An 18,577-nucleotide genomic window follows, 5' to 3' on the forward strand; every position below is an offset into this window, starting at 1 on the left:
TTATTGTTTTTTTGTAATGATGTCTCATGGGCTTGTCTCTGAAGTGAGACGATCTGCCTCTCGAATCGATCGTGAGAGTGTTCCCCGTTATCAGGGTCGCTGATTTCCTGTGGGAGCGGAGCTTGCCCGCGAATGCAGGCGGCGCGGTCTTTCAGGGGGAGCGCGTTATCGTTCTTCGCGGGCAAGCTCCGCTCCCACAGGAGAGTATCTCCATATTGGGAATTGTGTCTCGCTATTGAGAATGCGAGAGACCCAAGGCAAGCATTTTCTTGTACAGGGTCGATCTTCCCAGGCCCAGCCTGCTCGCGGCGTCTTCTACCTTTCCGGCACACTGCGCCAACGTCGCCTCGATCAATTGCCGATCAAAACGCTCCCGGGCCGCGCTGAACGTCTCGTTGCCCAGCGGCTCCATGGTCCGCTCCGGCGGCCGCTGCAACGGTTTGAACGTACCAATCGCCCCACGAATATCCGCCGCACTCAACACCTGTGCGTCACTCAACAGCGCCGCCCGCTCCAGCACATTGCGCAACTCGCGGACATTCCCCGGCCAGGCGTGCCGGCCCAGCAACTCCAGGGCCTCGGCCGCCAGCTCATGATGGCTGCGCAGCTCTTCGAGAATCGCCTCGCTCAACGCCGGCAGATCTTCCAGACGCTCACGCAAAGGCGGCACCTGAATCGGCAGGACATTGAGCCGGTAATACAAATCCGCGCGAAATTCACCGCGCTGGATCGCCGCCTCAAGGTCAGTGGAGGTAGCGGCGATCACCCGCACATCGCTGCGCAGCACCTCGTTGGAACCCACCGGCTCGAACTCCTTCTCCTGCAACACCCGCAACAACTTGCTTTGCAGGGGCAACGGCATATCGCCGATCTCATCGAGAAACAGCGTGCCGCCCTGGGCGATCTGCAGCTTGCCGGGACGGCCCTTGCGATCCGCGCCGGTAAAGGCCCCTGGCGCGGTGCCAAAGAACTCGGCCTCCAGCAAGGTCTCCGGAATCGCCGCACTGTTGATGCTGACAAAGGCCTTGTGCGCCCGTGGCGAAGCACTGTGGATGGCCTGGGCGAGCAGTTCCTTGCCGGTGCCGGTTTCCCCCAGCAGCAGGACCGGTGAGTCGCTGCTGGCGCCACGCCGGGCCCGGCGCTTGACCTCCAGGCTCGCGGCGCTGGTGCCGATAAAATGGGCAAAGTTGTATTTGGTCTGCCGCGAGCGCAGCAGCGAGCGTGTTGACGCCAACTCGGCCTGCATGCCCTGGTAGCGCTTGAGCACGGGCGACAGGCTATGCAGCTCGTCGAACAGGGCGAAGCCGATGGCGCCGATCACCGTCCCGGCGGCATCGTGGATCGGCAGGCGCATGACCACCAGAGGCTCCTTGGGGGTGTCCTGCAGATCCAGCAGGATCGGCTGGCCGGTGCGCACCACCTCGCGCAGCAGGCTGCTCGGGATCACGCTTTCGCAAGCGCGGCCGATGGCTTCGCTGGCATTGGCCAGGCCGAAACGCCGGGCATAACGCTCGTTCATCCAGACGATATTGGCATCGCGGTCGACGATCACCGTGCCTTCGCTGGATTGCTCGATGATTTCGAACAGCGAACGAATCGCCAGCAGGCGAACCTGCTGGTAGTCCTTGAGGCTTTCGGTGTCGGTCATGGCAGGTTCGTCCATTGCCGGCGGGCGGCGATCGATCAGGTCGGGGTCAGCAGGGTAGCGGCGAGCAGTTCTCGAGTATAGGGATGCTGCGGCTCATCGAACACCGCGCAGGTGGCGCCGTGTTCGACCACCTGGCCGTCCTTGATCACGATCAGGTCGTGGGCCAGGGCGCGCACCACCGACAGGTCATGGCTGATAAACAGGTAGGTCAGGCCGTGTTTTTCCTGGAGATCGCGGAGCAGGGCGACCACCTGTTTCTGCACCGTGCGGTCCAGCGCCGAAGTCGGTTCGTCCAGCAGGATCAGCGCCGGCTTGAGCACCAGGGCGCGGGCAATGGCGATGCGCTGGCGCTGGCCGCCGGAAAACTCATGGGGATAGCGGTGGCGGCTTTGCGGGTCGAGACCGACTTCCTCCAGTGCCCGGATCACCAGGGCGTCGCATTCAGCGGGGGTGTTGGCGCAGTGCACCTCCAGGCCCTCGCTGATGATCTGCGCCACCGACATGCGTGGGCTGAGGCTGCCGAACGGATCCTGGAAGACCACCTGCATCTGTTTGCGCCAGGGCCGCAGTTGCTTCTGGTTCAGGCCGTCGAGGGCCGTGCCCTGGAAACGGATGCTGCCCTTGGAATCCAGCAGACGCAGGATCGCCTGGCCGAGGGTCGACTTGCCGGAGCCGGACTCGCCGACAATGCCCAGGGTCTTGCCGCGCTGCACACTGAGACTGATGCCGTCCACCGCCTGCAGGTATTCCTTGCGTCGGAACAGTCCGCCGCCGACCTGGAAGCGCACGCGCATGCCCTCGGCCTGCAACACCACCTCGTTGTCGTCCAGCGGCAGTGGCTGGCCCGCCGGCTCGGCGTCCAGCAGCACGCGGCTGTAGGGATGCGCGGGGTGGTTGAACAGGGTTTCGCAGTCCGCCTGTTCGACAATTTCCCCGGCCTTCATCACGCAGACCCGCTGGGCGATGCTGCGCACCAGGTTGAGGTCGTGGCTGATCAGCAGCAGCGACATGCCCAGGCGCTGTTGCAGGGATTTGAGCAGCAGCAGGATCTTGCGCTGCACCGTCACGTCGAGGGCGGTGGTCGGTTCGTCGGCGATCAGCAGCTCCGGCTCGCAGGCCAGGGCCATGGCGATCATCACCCGCTGGCGTTGCCCGCCGGAGAGTTGATGGGGGTAGGCCTTGAGGCGTTCCCGGGGTTTCTGGATGCCCACCAGTTCCAGCAGTTCGAGAATCCGTGCCTGGGCCGCCTTGCCGCCCATGCCCTTGTGCAGCAGCAGGGTTTCGCCGATCTGCTTTTCCACGCTGTGCAGCGGGTTGAGGGAGGTCATCGGTTCCTGGAAGATCATCGCGATGCGGTCGCCACGGATGCTGCGCAAGGTGCCGTCATCGGCCCCCAGCAGTTCCTGGCCGCGATAACGCACGCTGCCGTCGGCCTGGCAGCCGCTGCGCGGGAGCAGTTGCAGGATCGAGTGCGCGGTGACCGATTTGCCCGAGCCGGACTCGCCCACCAGGGCCAGGCATTCGCCGGCACGGATATCCAGGCACAGGTTGCGCACCGCCGGCTGGCCGTTGAAGGCGACGTTGAGCTGGCGGATTTCAATCAGGTTGTCGGTCATCGCGGGCGCCTGGTTCATGAGCGGGGGTCGAAGGCATCGCGTAGCGCCTCGCCGATAAACACCAGCAGCGAGAGGATCAGCGCCAGGGTGAAGAAGGCGGTGAAACCGAGCCAGGGTGCTTGCAGGTTCTGTTTGCCCTGGCCGATCAATTCGCCCAGGGAGGCGCTGCCGGCGGGCATGCCGAAGCCGAGGAAGTCCAGGGCCGTCAGGGTCGAAATCGCCCCGGTGAGGATAAACGGCAGGTAGCTCAGGGTGGCGTTCATGGCATTGGGCAGGATATGCCGCAGGATGATCTTGCGGTCGGTCAGACCCAGGGCTCGGGCGGCCTTGACGTATTCCAGGTTGCGCCCACGGAGGAATTCGGCACGTACCACGTCCACCAGGGCCAGCCAGGAAAACAGCGCCATGATGCCGAGCAACCACCAGAAATTCGGTTCGACGAAGCCGGACAGGATGATCAGCAGGTACAGCACCGGCAGGCCCGACCAGACTTCCAGCAGGCGCTGGCCGAGCAAGTCGATCCAGCCGCCGTAGTAGCCCTGCAGGGCACCGGCGGCAATACCGATCAGGGCGCTGACGGCGGTCAGGGCAAGGGCGAAGAGAATCGACACTCGGGCACCGAAGATCACCCGCGCGAGCACGTCCCGGGCCTGGTCGTCGGTGCCCAGCCAGTTCACCGTGGTGGGTGGGCTGGGGGCCGGTTTGTTGAGGTCATAGTTGGGCGTGTCGGCACTGAAGGGGATCGGCGGGAACAGCATCCAGCCGCCATCCTTGGTGATCAGCTGGCGTACGTAGTCGCTGCGATAGTCGGCCTGGAAGGGCAGTTGGCCGCCGAATTCCTGTTCGGTGTAGCGCTTGAACACCGGGAAATACAGCGAGCCCTGGTAGTTGAGCACCAGCGGCTTGTCGTTGGCGATCAGCTCGCCCCCCAGGCTCAGGACGAACAGCGCGGCGAACAGCCACAGCGACCACCAGCCCCGGCGATTGGCCTTGAAGCGGTCGAGCCGACGCCGGCTCACGGGCGAGAGTCTGAGCATCAGGCATTCCTCGCGGCAAAATCGATACGCGGGTCGACCAGGGTGTAGCAGAGGTCGCCGACCAGTTTTATCAGCAGGCCGAACAGGGTGAAGATGAACAGCGAACCGAACACCACCGGATAGTCCCGCGACACCGCCGCTTCGTAGCTCATGCGGCCGAGGCCGTCGAGGGAGAAAATCACCTCGATCAGCAAGGAGCCGGCGAAGAACACGCTGATAAAGGCCTGGGGAATACCCGAGACCACCAGCAACATCGCGTTGCGGAACACATGGCCGTAGAGCACCCGGCGTTCGCTCAGGCCCTTGGCCCGGGCCGTGACCACGTACTGGCGGGTGATCTCATTGAGAAAGGAGTTCTTGGTCAGTATGGTCAGGGTGGCGAAGCCGCCGATCACCAGCGAAGTGACCGGCAGCACCAGGTGCCAGAAGTAGTCGGCGATCTTGCCCAGGGTCGACAGCTGGTCGAAGTTTTCCGATACCAGTCCACGCACCGGGAACCAGTTCAGCGAGGTGCCGCCGGCGAAGGCGACGATCAACAGCATGGCGAAGAGGAACGCCGGCATGGCGTAGCCGATGACGATGGCGGTGCTGCTCCAGACATCGAAGCGGCTGCCGTGGCGGGTCGCCTTGCGGATGCCCAGGGGAATCGACACCAGGTAGGTGATCAGCGTGGCCCAGAGCCCCAGGGGAATGGTCACCGGCATTTTTTCCAGGATCAGGTCGGTGACCTGGGCACCTCGAAAGAAGCTCTTGCCGAAGTCCAGGCTGGCGTAGTGCTTGAGCATCAGCCAGAAGCGCTCGGGGGCCGGTTTGTCGAAACCGTACTGGCGCTCGATATCGGCGATCAGCTTGGGGTCCAGGCCACGGCTGGCCCGCGAGGCGCTTTGCACCGCATCGCCACCACCGCCGAGGGCGCCGGCACCCGCGCCGCCGATGCCCTGCAAGCGGGCGATGGCCTGTTCCACCGGGCCGCCGGGCGCGGCCTGGACGATGACGAAGTTGACCAGCAGGATCATCATCAGCGTCGGAATGATCAGCAGCAAGCGCCGCAGGGTGTACGCCAGCATCAGTGCTGTCCTCCGGAACTGCCGCGCTTGATCAGCTCGGCGGTCATCTGTTCGTTGGTCAGCGGGGTCGTGCTGACTTCCCACCAGGTTTCCACGGCGGGGTCATTGCTGGCCTGCTCCTTGGGGTAACCGAAACGGTTCCACCAGACCGTCGAGGTGCCCGGCGGGTAATAGTTGGGAATCCAGTAGTAGTTCCATTGCAGCACCCGGTCCAGGGCATGGGCGTAGCTGAGCATCTGCGCCTGGGTATCGGCTTTGATCAGGCCGTTGATCAAGGTGTCCACGGCCGGGTTCTTCAGGGCCATGAAGTTGCTCGAGCCGGGGTCGTTGGCCGCCGCGGAGCCGAAGTAGTTGTACAGCTCGATGCCCGGCGAGGTGGTGACCGGGTAGCCGCTGACGATCATGTCGTAGTCGCGGGCCTTGAGGCGGTTGACGTACTGCGAGGCGTCGATGCGGCGGATATCCATGCGGATGCCGATCTGCGCCAGGTTGCGTTTATATGGCAACAGCAATCGCTCGATACCGTTCTGTGCGTTGAGAAAGGTGAAGGTCAGCGGTTCGCCCTGGGCGTTGACCAGGCGGTCGCCGTCGGGTTTCCAGCCGGCCTGTTCCAACAGGGCCAGGGCCTTTAGCTGTTTGTCCCGCAGATTGCCGCTGGCGTCGGTTTTCGGCGCTTCGAAGACCTGGGTGAAGACTTCGTCGGGAATCTGTCCGCGCAGCGGTTCGAGGATCGCCAGTTCCGCCTTGTCGGGCAACTGCCGCGCGGCCAGGGCGGTGTTGGAGAAGAAGCTCTGCTGGCGGATGTACATGTTGCGCATCATCTGCCGGTTGCTCCACTCGAAGTCCCAGAGCATGGCCAGGGCTTCGCGCACACGGCGGTCCTGGAACATCGGCTTTTGCAGGTTGAACAGATAGCCCTGCGCGGATTGCGGCGCTTCCTGGGCCAGGTGGGCCTTTTGCAGGCGGCCGTCGGTGAGGGCCGGGCTGTCGTAGCCGATGGAATAGCCGGTGGCGGAAAACTCGCGATTGTAGTCATAGGCGCCGCCGCGCAGGACCTGGCGGGCGACATCGGTGTCGCCGAAGTATTCGAGGGAGAAACGGTCGAAGTTGTAGAGGCCGCGGCTGACCGGCAGGTCCTTGCCCCACCAGTCGGGGTTGCGCTCGAAGGTGATGCTGCGCCCGGAGTCGATCTTGCTCACCTTGTAGGGGCCGCTGCCCAGGGGGGCTTCGTAGCCGCCGCCGTCGGCGAAGTCGCGGGTTTTCCACCAGTGTTCCGGCAGCACCGGCAGGCTGGCGATATCCAGTGGCAGCGAGCGGTTGTCGTTGTTCTTGAAGTCGAAGCGGACCTGGGTCGGTGACTCGACCTCGACGTCTTTCACCGCTTCGAACTGCATGCGGTAGCTGAGGCTGCCCTGGGTCATCAGCAGGTTGTAGGTGTAGCGCACGTCTTCGGCGGTGATCGGCGTGCCGTCGGCGAAACGGGCCTTGGGGTTCAGGTAGAAGCGCAGGGACAGGCCGTCATCGCTGCGCTGCATTTTTTCCGCCACCAGGCCATAGACGGTGTAGGGCTCGTCGAGGGAACGCACGGCCAATGGCGAGTAGATCCAGCCGTCGATCTGGGTGACGCCGGTGCCTTTGTCGACATAGGGCAGGATATGGTCGTACTGGCCGATCTCGATGGCCGAGCGGCGCAGGCTGCCGCCCTTGGGCGCGCGGGGGTTGGCGTAGTTGAAATGGCTGAAGCCGGCGGGGTATTTGGCCGGTTCGCCGTAGACGGTCAGCGCGTGCTGTGGCGGGGCGGCGTTGGCGGACAAGCCGGGAAGCAGGGTCAGGGCGGTGAGTAGCAGGGATAGGGCCAGTCGCATCTTCAGCCTTAGAAGCCGGTTCGGAGTATCAGCAGGAACATGCACCATGGCGAGGGGGCAAGCCCCTCGCCACAGAAGCGGGCAGGATCAGTCCTGACGACTGGTCACTTCCAGCAGGTGGTAACCGAACTGGGTTTTCACCGGGCCTTGCACGGTATTGACCGGGGCGCTGAAGACCACGGTGTCGAACTCCTTGACCATCTGGCCCGGGCCGAACGAGCCCAGGTTGCCGCCGTCGCGGCTGGACGGGCAGGTGGAGTTCGCTTTGGCGATCTCGGCGAAATCGGCGCCGCCTTCGATCTGGGCCTTGAGTTCGTTGCACTTGGCTTCGCTGGCAACCAGGATGTGACGGGCAGTGGCTTTGGCCATGGGGTGATGCTCCTTTCTAGAAAGTGTCGAGATTACCGGAATCAGGCCGGATTTTCCTGGCAAAAGTTCCCGGCGGCGCGGTGTGTCGGACCTGTGGCGAGCGGGCAGGCCTGCTCGCCACAAGGTTTCAGGCGCCGACAACCTCCGCCACCTGCTGCTCACGCAACTGTTCGGCCGCTCCGCGCAGCAATTCCTCGGTCGCCTCCCAACCCAGACAGCCATCGGTGATCGAAACGCCATAGCGCAGGTTCGGGCTCAGTGCCTGGCAGCCTTCGAACAAATGACTCTCAATCATCATCCCGACCAGCGAACGATCGCCCCGCAAACGCTGCTCCAGTACATCGGCGAACACCGCCGGCTGGCGCAGTGGGTCCTTGCCGCTGTTGGCGTGGCTGCAATCGACCATGATCCGCGGCGCAATCGACTGCTTGGCCAGGCCGGCCCGTACCTGCGCCACACTATGGGCGTCGTAGTTCGGCCCGCGATGGCCGCCACGCAGCACCAAGTGCGTGTCCGGGTTGCCCGCCGTCTGGATGATCGCCGGGTGGCCCTGGCTGTCGACGCCGAAATGCCGATGGGCATGGGCCGCCGAACGCATCGCATCCGCCGCGATCCCGACACTGCCGTCGGTGCCATTCTTGAACCCCACCGGCATCGCCAGGCCGCTGGCCATTTCCCGATGGATCTGCGACTCCGTGGTCCGCGCGCCAATGGCGACCCAGCTCAGCAGGTCATCGACATAACCGGCGGCCATAGGTTGCAGCAGTTCGGTGGCAATCGGCAGGCCCAGGCGCAGTATCTCGCGCATCAGTTCACGGGACAGCGCCAGGCCGCCGGCCATGTCATCGCTGCCATCCAGGTGCGGGTCGTAGGCCAGGCCTTTCCAGCCCACCGTGGTCCGGGGTTTCTCGATGTAGGCGCGCATCACCAGGAGCATCTGGTCGCTGACCTCGCTTGCCAGGTCGGCCAGTCGGCCGGCGTATTCCAGGGCCGATTGCGGATCATGGATCGAGCAGGGGCCGACGATCACCAGCAGGCGTGGGTCTTCACCGTTGAGGATGGCGCGCACGGCGCGGCGGTGGCGCTCGACCTGTTCGCCGAGGCTGGCATTGAGGGGCAGGTGCTGCTTGAGTTGCAACGCGCTGGGCAGGCGTTGGGTCAACGGCTCGTTGGCCGATGGCAGGACGGAGGACGGCAGGGCGCAGAGAGAAGAATTCATGTTCGGGCTTCCTGGGCTGGCGGCGGGTGCTTCCCGCGCGCGGCCCTACTGGGGTGTTCGACAATCAGCCGGACTGGCTGTGAGTGTGTGCGTGCCACCTGTGCGTGACCGTTCGGAGGCGGCGTGCTGTCCCGAGCGGAGGCTGCTAAATCGCCAGGCGCCGGTGATGTCGTAGCGGTAATAGGTGGAGTTGTTCATGTCGGTATTCCTTGATTTAAAAAGTCGGTTGCAAAATGTGGAGCCTGGAAAAACAAAACCCCCGGTCGGGAGGCCGACCGGGGGTTGAGAATTCTCTGGTAGGCGACCCCTGTATTCAGTGGGCGCCGGTTGGGTATCAGGCGCGCCAGTGGCTAAACCAATACCCAAAATAAAAGCTTGCGCGGGTGCCGACCGTGCTCATCCGGGCAGCCGTAACCGAGCGCGAGGCGCTGGCGGTGTGGCGATGGGCGGATTGAGTCAGGTGCATGGTGCAACTCCGTGTGAATGTCGCCGAGCTTACTAGAGCGGTATCGCCCTGTTCAATCAGAAAATTCTATGGGAACCCGAGAGCAGGCTCTATCGCTTAAATGTGACAGGTCTTTATGACACACTCGACGGATATTTCCGATCTGATTGTCAGGACTGAATCATGAGCGTGTTTACCCTTGCCGCCGCCCAAGCCGTTTCGATTGCCGGAGATCTGCAGGCCAATATCGCTCGACACCTGGTGTTCATGCGCCAGGCCGCGGAGCGTGGCGTGGCGTTTCTGCTGTTCCCCGAATTGTCGTTGACCGGCTATGAACGCCGCCTCGCGGCCGAGTTGGCGATTACCCCGGACGACCCGGTACTGGCACCGTTGCGCGAGCTGGCCCGAGAGCTGAAGCTGGTGACCGTAGTAGGCATGCCGATACGCCTGTTCGCCGGCGGCCCGGTGCTGATCGGGGCACTGACATTCGGTGCCGACGGTTCCTTGCAGGTCTACAGCAAGCAACATCTACACGATGGTGAAGAAGTCGCATTTATCCCTGGAAGCGGCGGTGAGCTGTTGACAATCGTCGATGAGCGTATTGCTCTTGCGGTTTGTGCTGACTTTTCCCACGCTAGTCATCCGCTACAGGCCGCGCAATCTGAGGCTAACCTTTACGCCGCCAGTGTATTGATCACTGAGAACGGTTATGGACCCGATACGGCCTTGTTGCAGGGCTATGCCCGGGACCACGGCATGGCGGTGTTGATGGCCAACCATGGCGGTATGACGGGCGGCTGGCAGTCGGCGGGGCGGAGCGCGCTCTGGGCGGCTGGCGGGCAGCGGGTGGTGGTGACAGAGGGGGAAGGGGATGTGTTGGTGATCGGACGACGTGTCGCCGGCCAATGGTCCGGGGAGGTGGTGTCGGTGACGGGCTTGTGAGCGGGCACTGGCGTTTTCGCCCGGCCTTGGGCGCGGACCTGGCATTCGCCCGGGAGCTCACGCGCCAGAACATGATGGCTTACTACTGTGAGTACAATCTGCTTTGGTTGGACGAAGCCTTTGACCAGGCCTGGGCCGGGCGCCAGAACGAGCTGTTGTGTGATGGCGAGCAGGTGCTGGGTTTTGTCAGCTTCAGTCGCGATGCCCGAGCGTTGTACATCCGTGAGTTACAGCTGATCGAGGCGGGCCGAGGCCAGGGCCTGGGCGGTTGGCTGATCCGGCAGGCACGGGAAATCGCCTTCAGAGAGGGGCGTCGTGAGTTACGCCTGACCGTGTTCAAGAGCAACCCCGCGCAGCGGCTGTATCTGCGTCAGGGCCTGGCTGTAGTCGGTGAGGACGAGTGCTTTTTGCGCATGAGTCTCACTGCTTCAAGACCGACGTCTGGTAATTACTGACGATAGTTTGAGAATTGTCCTATATATCGCCACACGAGGCGCATACTGGGCTTAAGAAGTCGGGAATTACTCACTCGACTTGTCGGTGTCGGATGGGATGATTCCATCCTTCATGCCCAATAGGACCGCGACCTTATGGGCTTCCCCACGCCGTCCCTTTTTTCGCCCAGCGAGCACTTGATAGGTGGTTGCCGGGTCGACGCCATGCTCGCGCGCAAACTCCTGAACCGATTTTCCTTGGTGTTCCAGCCAAGCCTTGGCTTGTGCAGCGGTGCGGATACCGGGCATAGTTCAAAACCGTTCAAATGTGTTTAATGCTTGTTGAGTATATCACCCCTAAGGGTGTTTAAAATGGGATCTTACATCCAAATGAGTGGAATTGGTTCGCGATTGCGGCAAGAGAGAGAGCGGCTGGGTCTGTCGCAGAAGGCTTTTGGTGAAATCGGAGGCGTTGAGGCCAACGCACAGGGCAAATATGAAAGCGGTGACCGCGCACCGAAGGCTGACTATTTGTCCCGTGTGGCCGCACGGGGCGTCGATGTGCTTTACGTACTGACCGGGCAACCGACACCGATGCAACTGGACAATCTCAGCCAGGTAGAAGAAAAAGTATTGGGCAACTATCGAGTGCTGCAAAAGGAAGATCAGGACGCGATCCATCGACTGACCACTACCTTGGCTGAAACCGCCGGGCCTTATGGGCCAAACGGCCGTGCAGGCTCCAGTGACTCCTGAGTCATTTCATTCCTGACGAAACGCGCTTGCCGTCCGGCAAGCGCTTATAGCGCGTTGATACTCTTATGTGACGCTTGTAACTAGGTCAGGCCTGTGGTTTTTTGCTAAGGTGGTCAATAACCTGATAAGACCAAATTCGTGAGGTGTCTGCTTGATTAGGGTGCTAGTAGTCGATGACCATGATCTTGTGCGTACAGGCATTACGCGGATGTTGGCGGATATCGACGGTCTGCAGGTCGTGGGACAGGCGGAATCGGGAGAGGAGGCGTTGCTCAAGACGCGGGAGCTCAAACCCGATGTCGTCCTGATGGACGTCAAGATGCCTGGCATCGGCGGCCTGGAGGCCACGCGCAAATTGCTGCGCAGTCATCCGGACATCAAAGTGGTGGCGGTGACCGTCTGCGAAGAAGATCCGTTCCCGACCCGCTTGTTGCAGGCCGGAGCGGCCGGTTACCTGACCAAGGGCGCGGGCCTGGCGGAAATGGTCCAGGCGATTCGCCTGGTGTTTTCCGGGCAACGCTACATCAGCCCGCAGATTGCCCAGCAGTTGGCGCTCAAGTCCTTCCAGCCGGCCAGTGACTCGCCGTTCGACGCCTTGTCCGAGCGTGAAATCCAGATTGCGTTGATGATCGTCGGCTGCCAGAAAGTCCAGATCATCTCCGACAAACTGTGCCTGTCGCCGAAAACCGTGAATACCTACCGCTATCGGATTTTCGAGAAGCTGTCGGTCAGCAGTGATGTCGAGTTGACGCTTCTGGCGGTTCGCCACGGCATGGTCGATGCCGGCTGACAATGACTGACCTGTTCGATTCCAGTGCCTTCCTGTCGACCTGCAGTGGCCGCCCCGGTGTCTACCGCATGTTCGACGGCGACGCGCGCCTGCTTTATGTGGGCAAAGCCAAGAACCTGAAGAAGCGTCTGGCCAGTTACTTCCGCAAGACCGGCCTGGCGCCGAAGACGGCGGCATTGGTGGGGCGTATCGCCCAGGTGGAAACCACCATCACCGCCAATGAAACCGAGGCACTGCTGCTGGAACAGACGCTGATCAAGGAGTGGCGGCCGCCCTACAACATCCTGCTGCGCGACGATAAATCCTATCCCTATGTGTTTCTCTCGGACGGCGACTACCCGCGGCTGAGCATTCATCGTGGGGCCAAGAAAGCCAAGGGCAAGTATTTCGGGCCTTACCCGAGCGCTGGGGCGATTCGTGAGAGCCTGAGCCTGCTGCAAAAGACCTTTCTGGTCCGCCAGTGCGAGGACAGCTACTACAAGAACCGCACCCGGCCCTGCCTGCAATACCAGATCAAGCGCTGCAAGGCGCCGTGTGTCGGGTTGGTGGAGCCCCAGGTGTATGCCGAGGATGTACGCCACTCGGTGATGTTCCTCGAAGGGCGCAGCAACGCCCTGACCGACGAATTGAACGCCGGCATGGAACAGGCGGCCAGCACCCTCGATTTCGAGCGGGCGGCGGAGCTGCGGGACCAGATCTCGCTGCTGCGCCGGGTCCAGGATCAGCAGAGCATGGAAGGGGGCACCGGCGATGTCGACGTGGTCGCGGCCTTCATCAACCCGGGCGGGGCTTGTGTGCACCTGATCAGCGTGCGCGGCGGGCGAGTGCTGGGCAGCAAGAACTTCTTCCCGCAGGTTGGTATCGAGGAAGATGTGTCCGAAGTGCTGATGGCGTTTCTTGGCCAGTACTTTATCGGCAGTCCCGAGCGCGACCTGCCGAGTGAACTGATCGTCAACGTGGTCCACGAAGACTTCCCGACCCTGATCGCCGCGATTGATGGGCTGCGCGGCCGAGAATTGGCCATCAGTCATCGGGTGCGCGGTACACGGGCGCGCTGGCAGCAACTGGCGGTGACCAATGCCGAACAGGCCCTGGGTGCGCGCCTGGCGGATCGTCAGCATATGGCCGCACGCTTCGAGGCCCTGGCCGAAGTGCTGAACCTCGACGAGCCACCGCAGCGCCTGGAGTGTTACGACATCAGTCACTCCAGTGGTGAAGCGACGGTCGCGTCCTGCGTGGTATTCGGCCCGGAAGGCCCGATCAAGTCCGATTATCGCCGTTACAATATCGAAGGCGTCACTGCCGGCGACGACTACGCGGCGATGCACCAGGCCCTGACCCGGCGTTTCAGCAAGATCAAGGATGGCGAGGGCAAGTTGCCGGACATCCTCCTGGTGGACGGCGGCAAGGGCCAGTTGTCCATGGCGCGCGATGTGCTCGATGAGCTGTCGGTGCCGGACCTGATCCTGCTCGGCGTGGCCAAGGGGGCGACGCGCAAGGCCGGTTTCGAGACCTTGTACCTTAACGACGCGGCCCATGAATTTACCTTGAAAGGTGATTCGCCGGCCCTGCATTTGATCCAGCAGATCCGCGACGAAGCCCACCGTTTTGCTATTACCGGGCACCGGGCGCGACGCGGCAAGACCCGTCGAACCTCAACTCTGGAAGGGGTGGCGGGGGTGGGGCCGAAGCGTCGCCGTGAACTATTGAAACATTTTGGTGGATTGCAGGAGCTGTCCCGTGCCAGCATCGACGAGATCGCCAAAGCACCCGGGATCAGTAAAAAGCTCGCTGAGTCGATTTATGCAAGCCTGCACAGCGAGTAGAATGCCTTTCAACCTCGTAGCCAGTTGTGCCGATGAATATCCCTAATCTGATCACCGTTCTACGCGTCGTACTCATTCCGATTTTCATTTTGCTGTTTTACCTGCCTTACCAGTGGAGTTACACGGCGGCCAGTTCGGTGTTTGCCTTTGCGGCGGCGACGGATTGGCTGGACGGCTACCTGGCCCGTCGCCTGGAGCAGAGCACGCCGTTCGGCGCGTTTCTCGACCCGGTGGCGGACAAGCTGATGGTGGCCGTGGCGCTGGTATTGCTGGTGCAGGAGCATGGCAACCTGTGGTTGACCTTGCCGGCGGCGGTGATCATCGGTCGTGAGATCGTGGTCTCGGCCCTGCGCGAGTGGATGGCCGAAATCGGGGAGCGGGCGCAGGTCGCCGTTTCCAACATGGGCAAGTGGAAAACCGCGGCGCAGATGCTGGCGTTGGTGATCCTGCTGGCCAACCCTTCGGACTTCAGCTTCTGGGTGCTGGTGGGCTATACCTTGCTGATGGCGGCGGCGGTGCTGACCCTGTGGTCGATGCTGCAGTATCTGCGGGCGGCGTGGCCGCATTTGAAGTTCAATTCGGAAAATCCTGAAAAGAAATAAAACTATTTTGAATCAAGGGGTTGACGGGGTGCGTAGATTCTATAGAATGCGCATCACCAAGACGCGGGAATAGCTCAGTTGGTAGAGCACGACCTTGCCAAGGTCGGGGTCGCGAGTTCGAGTCTCGTTTCCCGCTCCAAATATTGTTCTACAGGCTTCTATTGAAGTCTGCAGAAACTGAAAAAAGAGGCTTCGGCCTCTTTTTTCGTTCCAGTAAGTTCTACTCGAAAGCACTACCATCCACGTTTTTTTAGTACATCGTTTAGTACATTAATCCGGAGCTTGGTAGATCATTTTTTCGTGGGACTCGCCTTTCTGGAAACCGTACAAATCTCCTCTATTCAAACGAGACGGAGATTGTACGATGGCCCTCACCGATACTGCAGTCCGGCACGCCAAACCCCGTGCCAAGGACTACACCCTCCCTGACTACAACGGCCTCGCTCTTTTCGTGAATACGAAAGGCGCCAAGTGCTGGCACTTCCGCTTTTCCTGGGCAGATAAGCAACCGCGTATTTCTCTCGGTACCTATCCTGAAATTAGCTTACGAGATGCTCGCGCTCTGCGTGATGTTGCGAGGGCACTGGTCGCTCGGGGCATCGATCCGCGTGTCCATCGGCAGCTGGAGCGTAATGCTAGGCGCCTGGTCACGGAAAACGCCTAAGAAGCGGTTGTTCAGCATTGAAAGTGGACGCAAAGTTGAGCATCGTGTTTCTGGTCGTGGGTCTCGATAGTCCGGTCGGACCCAGAACCTCCCGCTTCAATTGGCCGCCGAGTCGGCTGGCAGCGAGGGCGCTCAGGTTGCGATGTAGAGGCGGGCGCCTTACCTTCGCTGTTCATGGTCAGTTAAGCCGTTGGGCCAGGTCGGTGATCAGTCATTAGGCAAATGCAACTGCACTTCCATGGAGTCATGAAGGAGTCGGATGACCTCGATCACGTCGCCGTCTGCCACACGATAGAACACGATATGGCGCGGACTTTTGACCGTCCCATGGGGGTGTTTGGCCTGTTGGCGTGAATAGATGAGGTGATAACTGCGAAGGCCCGGTGCAAGCTCATCGCGGTCGTGGCTGCCAACCCGATAAGGCGCGCCGGCAATCGCTTGCAGCGCCGCGAGGATCAGCGCCTGGTAGCGCTGGCGTGCTTGATCGCCGAACTGCGTCTGGGAGAGCCGGAGGATGTCGACAATGTCGGCGCGCGCCGCGTTGGAAATCCGATACTGCGGCATGCTCAGTGTTTCTCTCTCGCGGGGAGGGTCGCCTCCTGGCTCAAGCCTTCGAGGTAGTGCTCCAGATCCCCTTCGTTCAACTGAGTAAAGCGACCGTGCTCAAGGTCCATGATGCCGATCGAGGTCGCCTGACGCAGGGCCTCAATTTTGGCGGTGTCTTCGGCGACGCGTTGTTCCAATAGACGCAAACCTTCTCGCATCACTTCGCTGGCATTCTGATAACGGCCGGACTGAACCAGGTCCTGGATAACCTGTTCCTGGTGAGGGGTGAGCACAACGTTTCGCGTCGCCATAATGAACTCCAGATCTGGGCAAACAGATTCTTTCGACCATTGGCATATTATGCCATTTTGCCCGCGAGCACATAGTTTGGGATTTGTATCTGACAAACTGTGTCGTACGTGGCCATCCTTCGCGCCGAACAGCGCGTGCTGGCCCCGACTGCATGCACACAAAGTCCAAAAAGGTTGTTGCAGGCGGGACGTCGGGGGCAACTTGATCAGTGTGGGCCCTCAGCTTGGTCAAGCCCTGCTTGATGTGTCCGGCGTTCTCACCGATCGTATGAAGCGCGCCGCGGACATTGTCGCCAGTATCAGTCGCACCTTGGCGCTCAACCCTCAAGGTCTACTCCATCACGGCCGCTTCTAAGGCGAGCTGGTTTTGGTACAGCCGTTCGAGGACATCAGGTAGTGAATATTCAGTGGACATCGTTTCGACTCCAATCGAGGAATCGAAAGCGTAGCCGCGGGGGAGGGCTTACAATAAAAGGCCCGCCAGGGTGTTTGTACGATTTAGCAAAGGAGACTTGGGGCAGGTGACTACAATCGGCCAAAGCAGCCAACCGAATAAGATCCTAAGGCAGGCCCTGAATATTTGCCCCGCTCTTGATCTGTACATGGATCAAACCGCCGAAAAAGGTGTTTCCATAAGCGCCGTTCTTGCGCCCGATCCTCGTTTACCTTAAGGGTAACAGCTTGCACCGAGTCGCAAGCCTGAACCGATTTACACTTTTCTTGGGGAGTGGAAAGTACAGATGGGCAGTAAGAAATACCTCAACAAGACCTGCGTTTACTGTGGAAAGCCCGGTTCGTCGACCACTGGTGACCACGTCATTGCGCGTGAATTTTTCCCTAAGGACGATCGCCACAACCTGCCCCAAGTGCCAGCTTGTGTGCCATGCAACAACGCTAAGGCAGCCCTAGAACATTACGTTCTTGCGGTATTACCGTTGGGGGGCAGGCATGATGGCGCAGCTATTGCCATTTCCGATCAGGTAGGGCCGCGGCTGGCTAAGAATCAGAAGCTGGCCAAGAGCATTGCTGAGGCGCAGCGGTCATTTTTTGTGCTGGATGCAGCTCGTACATGGCATTCAGGGACGATCACCCCATTCGATGTGACCATGTTGCTGAAACTGGCTAGCCTCATTGCCCAGGGACTTGCTTGGCACCATTGGCAGATCCTGCTCGCGCCCGATTCGCTTACCGACGCGAGACGTATGACCAGCGAAGGCGCCAAGTACTTTAGAGGTCAAATGGCGGGGCCTGCACATGGAGAACAGGTGAAGGTCACCTTGGGCAAGGATGTCTTTCGATACCACGGGGCGTATCAACGAACTAACCCGAAGAAAATCATTTGGGAGATGACATTTTTCGGCGGTGTTGAAGTCGGACCTCTTGTTGCAAGTGGCGAGTCAGCTCGCACTGTTTTCGCCGTATCGAGCGACGAAAAAATCTGGTTTGAGCAAATCGCTCAATGGAATGCGAAAAATTCAGCAGATGAAGCGAACAACGAAAATTCAGACATCAAGTGTGCAGCAGTTTGGTCACCGGAAGTACCACTGGCAGGGCTCAGCTTACAGACTGGCCCCGATGACACTGAGGCCATTCCTTAGTCGACACCATTAGCGCGGTGATCCTGCCGAATTGGCCAAGGCCAAATCATAAGCGCGCCAGGACGAGATTATGCCTCATACGAACAGCTCCGTTCCCGTAGTCCGCAGTTAACGGAGATGCAGATCTCGCACAAGCGTCCGGGCGCAGCTGCCGATCACGACCGGCAGAAGTCGGCCAGAGGGCGGGCGCCCAGCCTTAGAGCTCCTTCGGCGATAGTGGTCATCCAGATATGTCTACAAAACCAAAGGCAATTCAGTTATCCGGTGCTTGCCGTACAATTGATGAGGCGCGTGATGAGATTAAACTACGGATAAGTGCACAATGAAAAAGAAAAAGCTCAACCCTCTAGCTCTGTTTCCTCCAAAGCTCGATTGGCTTGGCAATGAGCACGGGTGCCCTCCCTTCGACGTGCTAAATTCGATGCTATATGAAGCTGTAGCGGCGCAGCCCAGCAACGTCGAAAGGTCGCAGATTATCGGTAAGCTGATGCTAATTGGGCGTACCTACTCTGCCTCTGTGGAACGCAGAAAAACCAAGGGCCACGTCAAGGATGAGCGGCAGGCGCTGGAGGTCATCATCGCGGCCGCCGAAGCAATTGCCGCATCAAAGTGTTCGGTGATGCTAGATGCTATCGAGGTGGATGAGCGTCTCACCCTTGAGCGCTTACCGGAAGCTGTCGCGATTCATCTCGAGCTTTGTGGTGCCCTGGCGACGGCGAACAATCGTGAGAACAGCAGCCTTGCGTCGAAGTACTTGCATTTTCATCGGCCCGCTTTTTTCCCGATTGTGGACTCTTATGTTCGTGAGGGTTGGTCTTGGGTGTAGTGGTCTACTAACCCCG

At 60.7% G+C, this 18,577-nt stretch carries 19 protein-coding genes, 1 tRNA gene and 1 pseudogene; 10 read left to right on the forward strand and 11 right to left on the reverse strand.

Going from position 1 to position 18,577, the window contains the following annotated elements; translation table 11 throughout:
- Positions 1-232: 232 nt before the first annotated feature.
- The 7 genes from HX830_RS19210 to HX830_RS19240 all read right to left on the reverse strand — a co-directional run bounded on the left by HX830_RS19210 (position 233) and on the right by HX830_RS19240 (position 8,821).
- Positions 233-1,648, reverse strand: a complete 1,416-nt coding sequence (locus tag HX830_RS19210) for a sigma-54 interaction domain-containing protein (protein ID WP_177101940.1) — start codon at positions 1,646-1,648, stop codon at positions 233-235.
- A gap of 35 nt (positions 1,649-1,683) precedes the next feature.
- Positions 1,684-3,264, reverse strand: a complete 1,581-nt coding sequence (locus HX830_RS19215) for an ABC transporter ATP-binding protein (protein WP_177101942.1) — start codon at positions 3,262-3,264, stop codon at positions 1,684-1,686.
- Positions 3,265-3,278: 14 nt separating this feature from the next.
- Positions 3,279-4,301 (reverse strand): ABC transporter permease, encoded by a 1,023-nt coding sequence (locus tag HX830_RS19220; protein ID WP_103495332.1) that lies wholly within the window; start codon positions 4,299-4,301, stop codon positions 3,279-3,281.
- A complete protein-coding gene (locus HX830_RS19225) occupies positions 4,301-5,368 on the reverse strand; it encodes a microcin C ABC transporter permease YejB (protein ID WP_177101944.1) in 1,068 nt (355 codons plus the stop codon). The genes HX830_RS19220 and HX830_RS19225 overlap by 1 nt, the downstream gene beginning before the upstream one ends.
- Positions 5,368-7,233: an extracellular solute-binding protein gene (locus tag HX830_RS19230; RefSeq protein ID WP_177101946.1), complete on the reverse strand. Its 1,866-nt coding sequence runs from the start codon at positions 7,231-7,233 to the stop codon at positions 5,368-5,370. The genes HX830_RS19225 and HX830_RS19230 overlap by 1 nt, the downstream gene beginning before the upstream one ends.
- Positions 7,234-7,320: 87 nt before the next feature.
- Positions 7,321-7,602: a peptidylprolyl isomerase gene (locus HX830_RS32555; RefSeq protein WP_100939307.1), complete on the reverse strand. Its 282-nt coding sequence runs from the start codon at positions 7,600-7,602 to the stop codon at positions 7,321-7,323.
- Between the two features lie 127 nt (positions 7,603-7,729).
- Positions 7,730-8,821, reverse strand: coding sequence for a 3-deoxy-7-phosphoheptulonate synthase (locus HX830_RS19240; RefSeq protein ID WP_177101948.1), 1,092 nt, complete (start codon positions 8,819-8,821; stop codon positions 7,730-7,732).
- 628 nt (positions 8,822-9,449) lie between these two features.
- Here HX830_RS19240 and HX830_RS19245 point away from each other — a divergent pair.
- Together HX830_RS19245 and HX830_RS19250 are read left to right on the forward strand one after the other, a co-directional pair.
- On the forward strand, positions 9,450-10,208 hold the full coding sequence (locus HX830_RS19245; RefSeq protein WP_177101950.1) for a carbon-nitrogen hydrolase family protein: 759 nt from the start codon (positions 9,450-9,452) through the stop codon (positions 10,206-10,208).
- Positions 10,172-10,663 (forward strand): GNAT family N-acetyltransferase, encoded by a 492-nt coding sequence (locus HX830_RS19250; RefSeq protein WP_177101952.1) that lies wholly within the window; start codon positions 10,172-10,174, stop codon positions 10,661-10,663. Before HX830_RS19245 ends, HX830_RS19250 begins: the two co-directional genes overlap by 37 nt.
- 66 nt (positions 10,664-10,729) lie before the next feature.
- Here the strand turns inward: HX830_RS19250 and HX830_RS19255 are convergent, their stop codons facing one another.
- Complete coding sequence (locus tag HX830_RS19255) at positions 10,730-10,951, reverse strand: DNA-binding protein (RefSeq protein ID WP_103495327.1); 222 nt, start codon at positions 10,949-10,951, stop codon at positions 10,730-10,732.
- 81 nt (positions 10,952-11,032) lie between these two features.
- Between HX830_RS19255 and HX830_RS19260 the strand changes: the two genes are divergently transcribed.
- From HX830_RS19260 to HX830_RS19285, 6 genes are all read left to right on the forward strand, one after another.
- Positions 11,033-11,398, forward strand: coding sequence for a helix-turn-helix domain-containing protein (locus HX830_RS19260; RefSeq protein ID WP_103495340.1), 366 nt, complete (start codon positions 11,033-11,035; stop codon positions 11,396-11,398).
- Positions 11,399-11,549: 151 nt separating this feature from the next.
- Positions 11,550-12,188 (forward strand): response regulator transcription factor GacA, encoded by a 639-nt coding sequence (gene gacA, locus HX830_RS19265; RefSeq protein ID WP_100939313.1) that lies wholly within the window; start codon positions 11,550-11,552, stop codon positions 12,186-12,188.
- A 2-nt stretch (positions 12,189-12,190) separates the two neighbouring features.
- On the forward strand, positions 12,191-14,014 hold the full coding sequence (gene uvrC / locus HX830_RS19270; protein ID WP_152740293.1) for an excinuclease ABC subunit UvrC: 1,824 nt from the start codon (positions 12,191-12,193) through the stop codon (positions 14,012-14,014).
- 32 nt (positions 14,015-14,046) lie between these two features.
- On the forward strand, positions 14,047-14,616 hold the full coding sequence (pgsA, locus tag HX830_RS19275; protein WP_103495325.1) for a CDP-diacylglycerol--glycerol-3-phosphate 3-phosphatidyltransferase: 570 nt from the start codon (positions 14,047-14,049) through the stop codon (positions 14,614-14,616).
- A 63-nt stretch (positions 14,617-14,679) separates the two neighbouring features.
- Positions 14,680-14,755 (forward strand) — tRNA-Gly (locus HX830_RS19280).
- Positions 14,756-14,980: 225 nt separating this feature from the next.
- Entirely contained in the window at positions 14,981-15,280 is a 300-nt protein-coding gene (locus HX830_RS19285) for an Arm DNA-binding domain-containing protein (protein WP_177101954.1), read from the forward strand.
- A gap of 207 nt (positions 15,281-15,487) precedes the next feature.
- Here the strand turns inward: HX830_RS19285 and HX830_RS19290 are convergent, their stop codons facing one another.
- The 3 genes and pseudogenes from HX830_RS19290 to HX830_RS32175 all read right to left on the reverse strand — a co-directional run.
- A complete protein-coding gene (locus tag HX830_RS19290; RefSeq protein WP_111449796.1) occupies positions 15,488-15,844 on the reverse strand; it encodes a type II toxin-antitoxin system RelE/ParE family toxin in 357 nt (118 codons plus the stop codon).
- Positions 15,845-15,846: 2 nt separating this feature from the next.
- Complete coding sequence (locus tag HX830_RS19295; RefSeq protein WP_111449795.1) at positions 15,847-16,137, reverse strand: type II toxin-antitoxin system ParD family antitoxin; 291 nt, start codon at positions 16,135-16,137, stop codon at positions 15,847-15,849.
- Between the two features lie 217 nt (positions 16,138-16,354).
- Positions 16,355-16,552: pseudogene (locus tag HX830_RS32175) on the reverse strand (hypothetical protein); the annotation flags it as partial.
- 325 nt (positions 16,553-16,877) lie between these two features.
- Between HX830_RS32175 and HX830_RS19300 the strand changes: the two are divergent.
- Entirely contained in the window at positions 16,878-17,735 is an 858-nt protein-coding gene (locus tag HX830_RS19300) for an HNH endonuclease (RefSeq protein WP_111449794.1), read from the forward strand.
- A gap of 322 nt (positions 17,736-18,057) precedes the next feature.
- Complete coding sequence (locus HX830_RS19305) at positions 18,058-18,561, forward strand: hypothetical protein (protein ID WP_177101956.1); 504 nt, start codon at positions 18,058-18,060, stop codon at positions 18,559-18,561.
- Positions 18,562-18,577 lie beyond the last annotated feature (16 nt).

Origin of the sequence: Pseudomonas gingeri, assembly GCF_013385425.1 — a bacterium.
Taxonomy (GTDB): Bacteria; Pseudomonadota; Gammaproteobacteria; order Pseudomonadales; family Pseudomonadaceae; genus Aquipseudomonas; species Aquipseudomonas gingeri_D.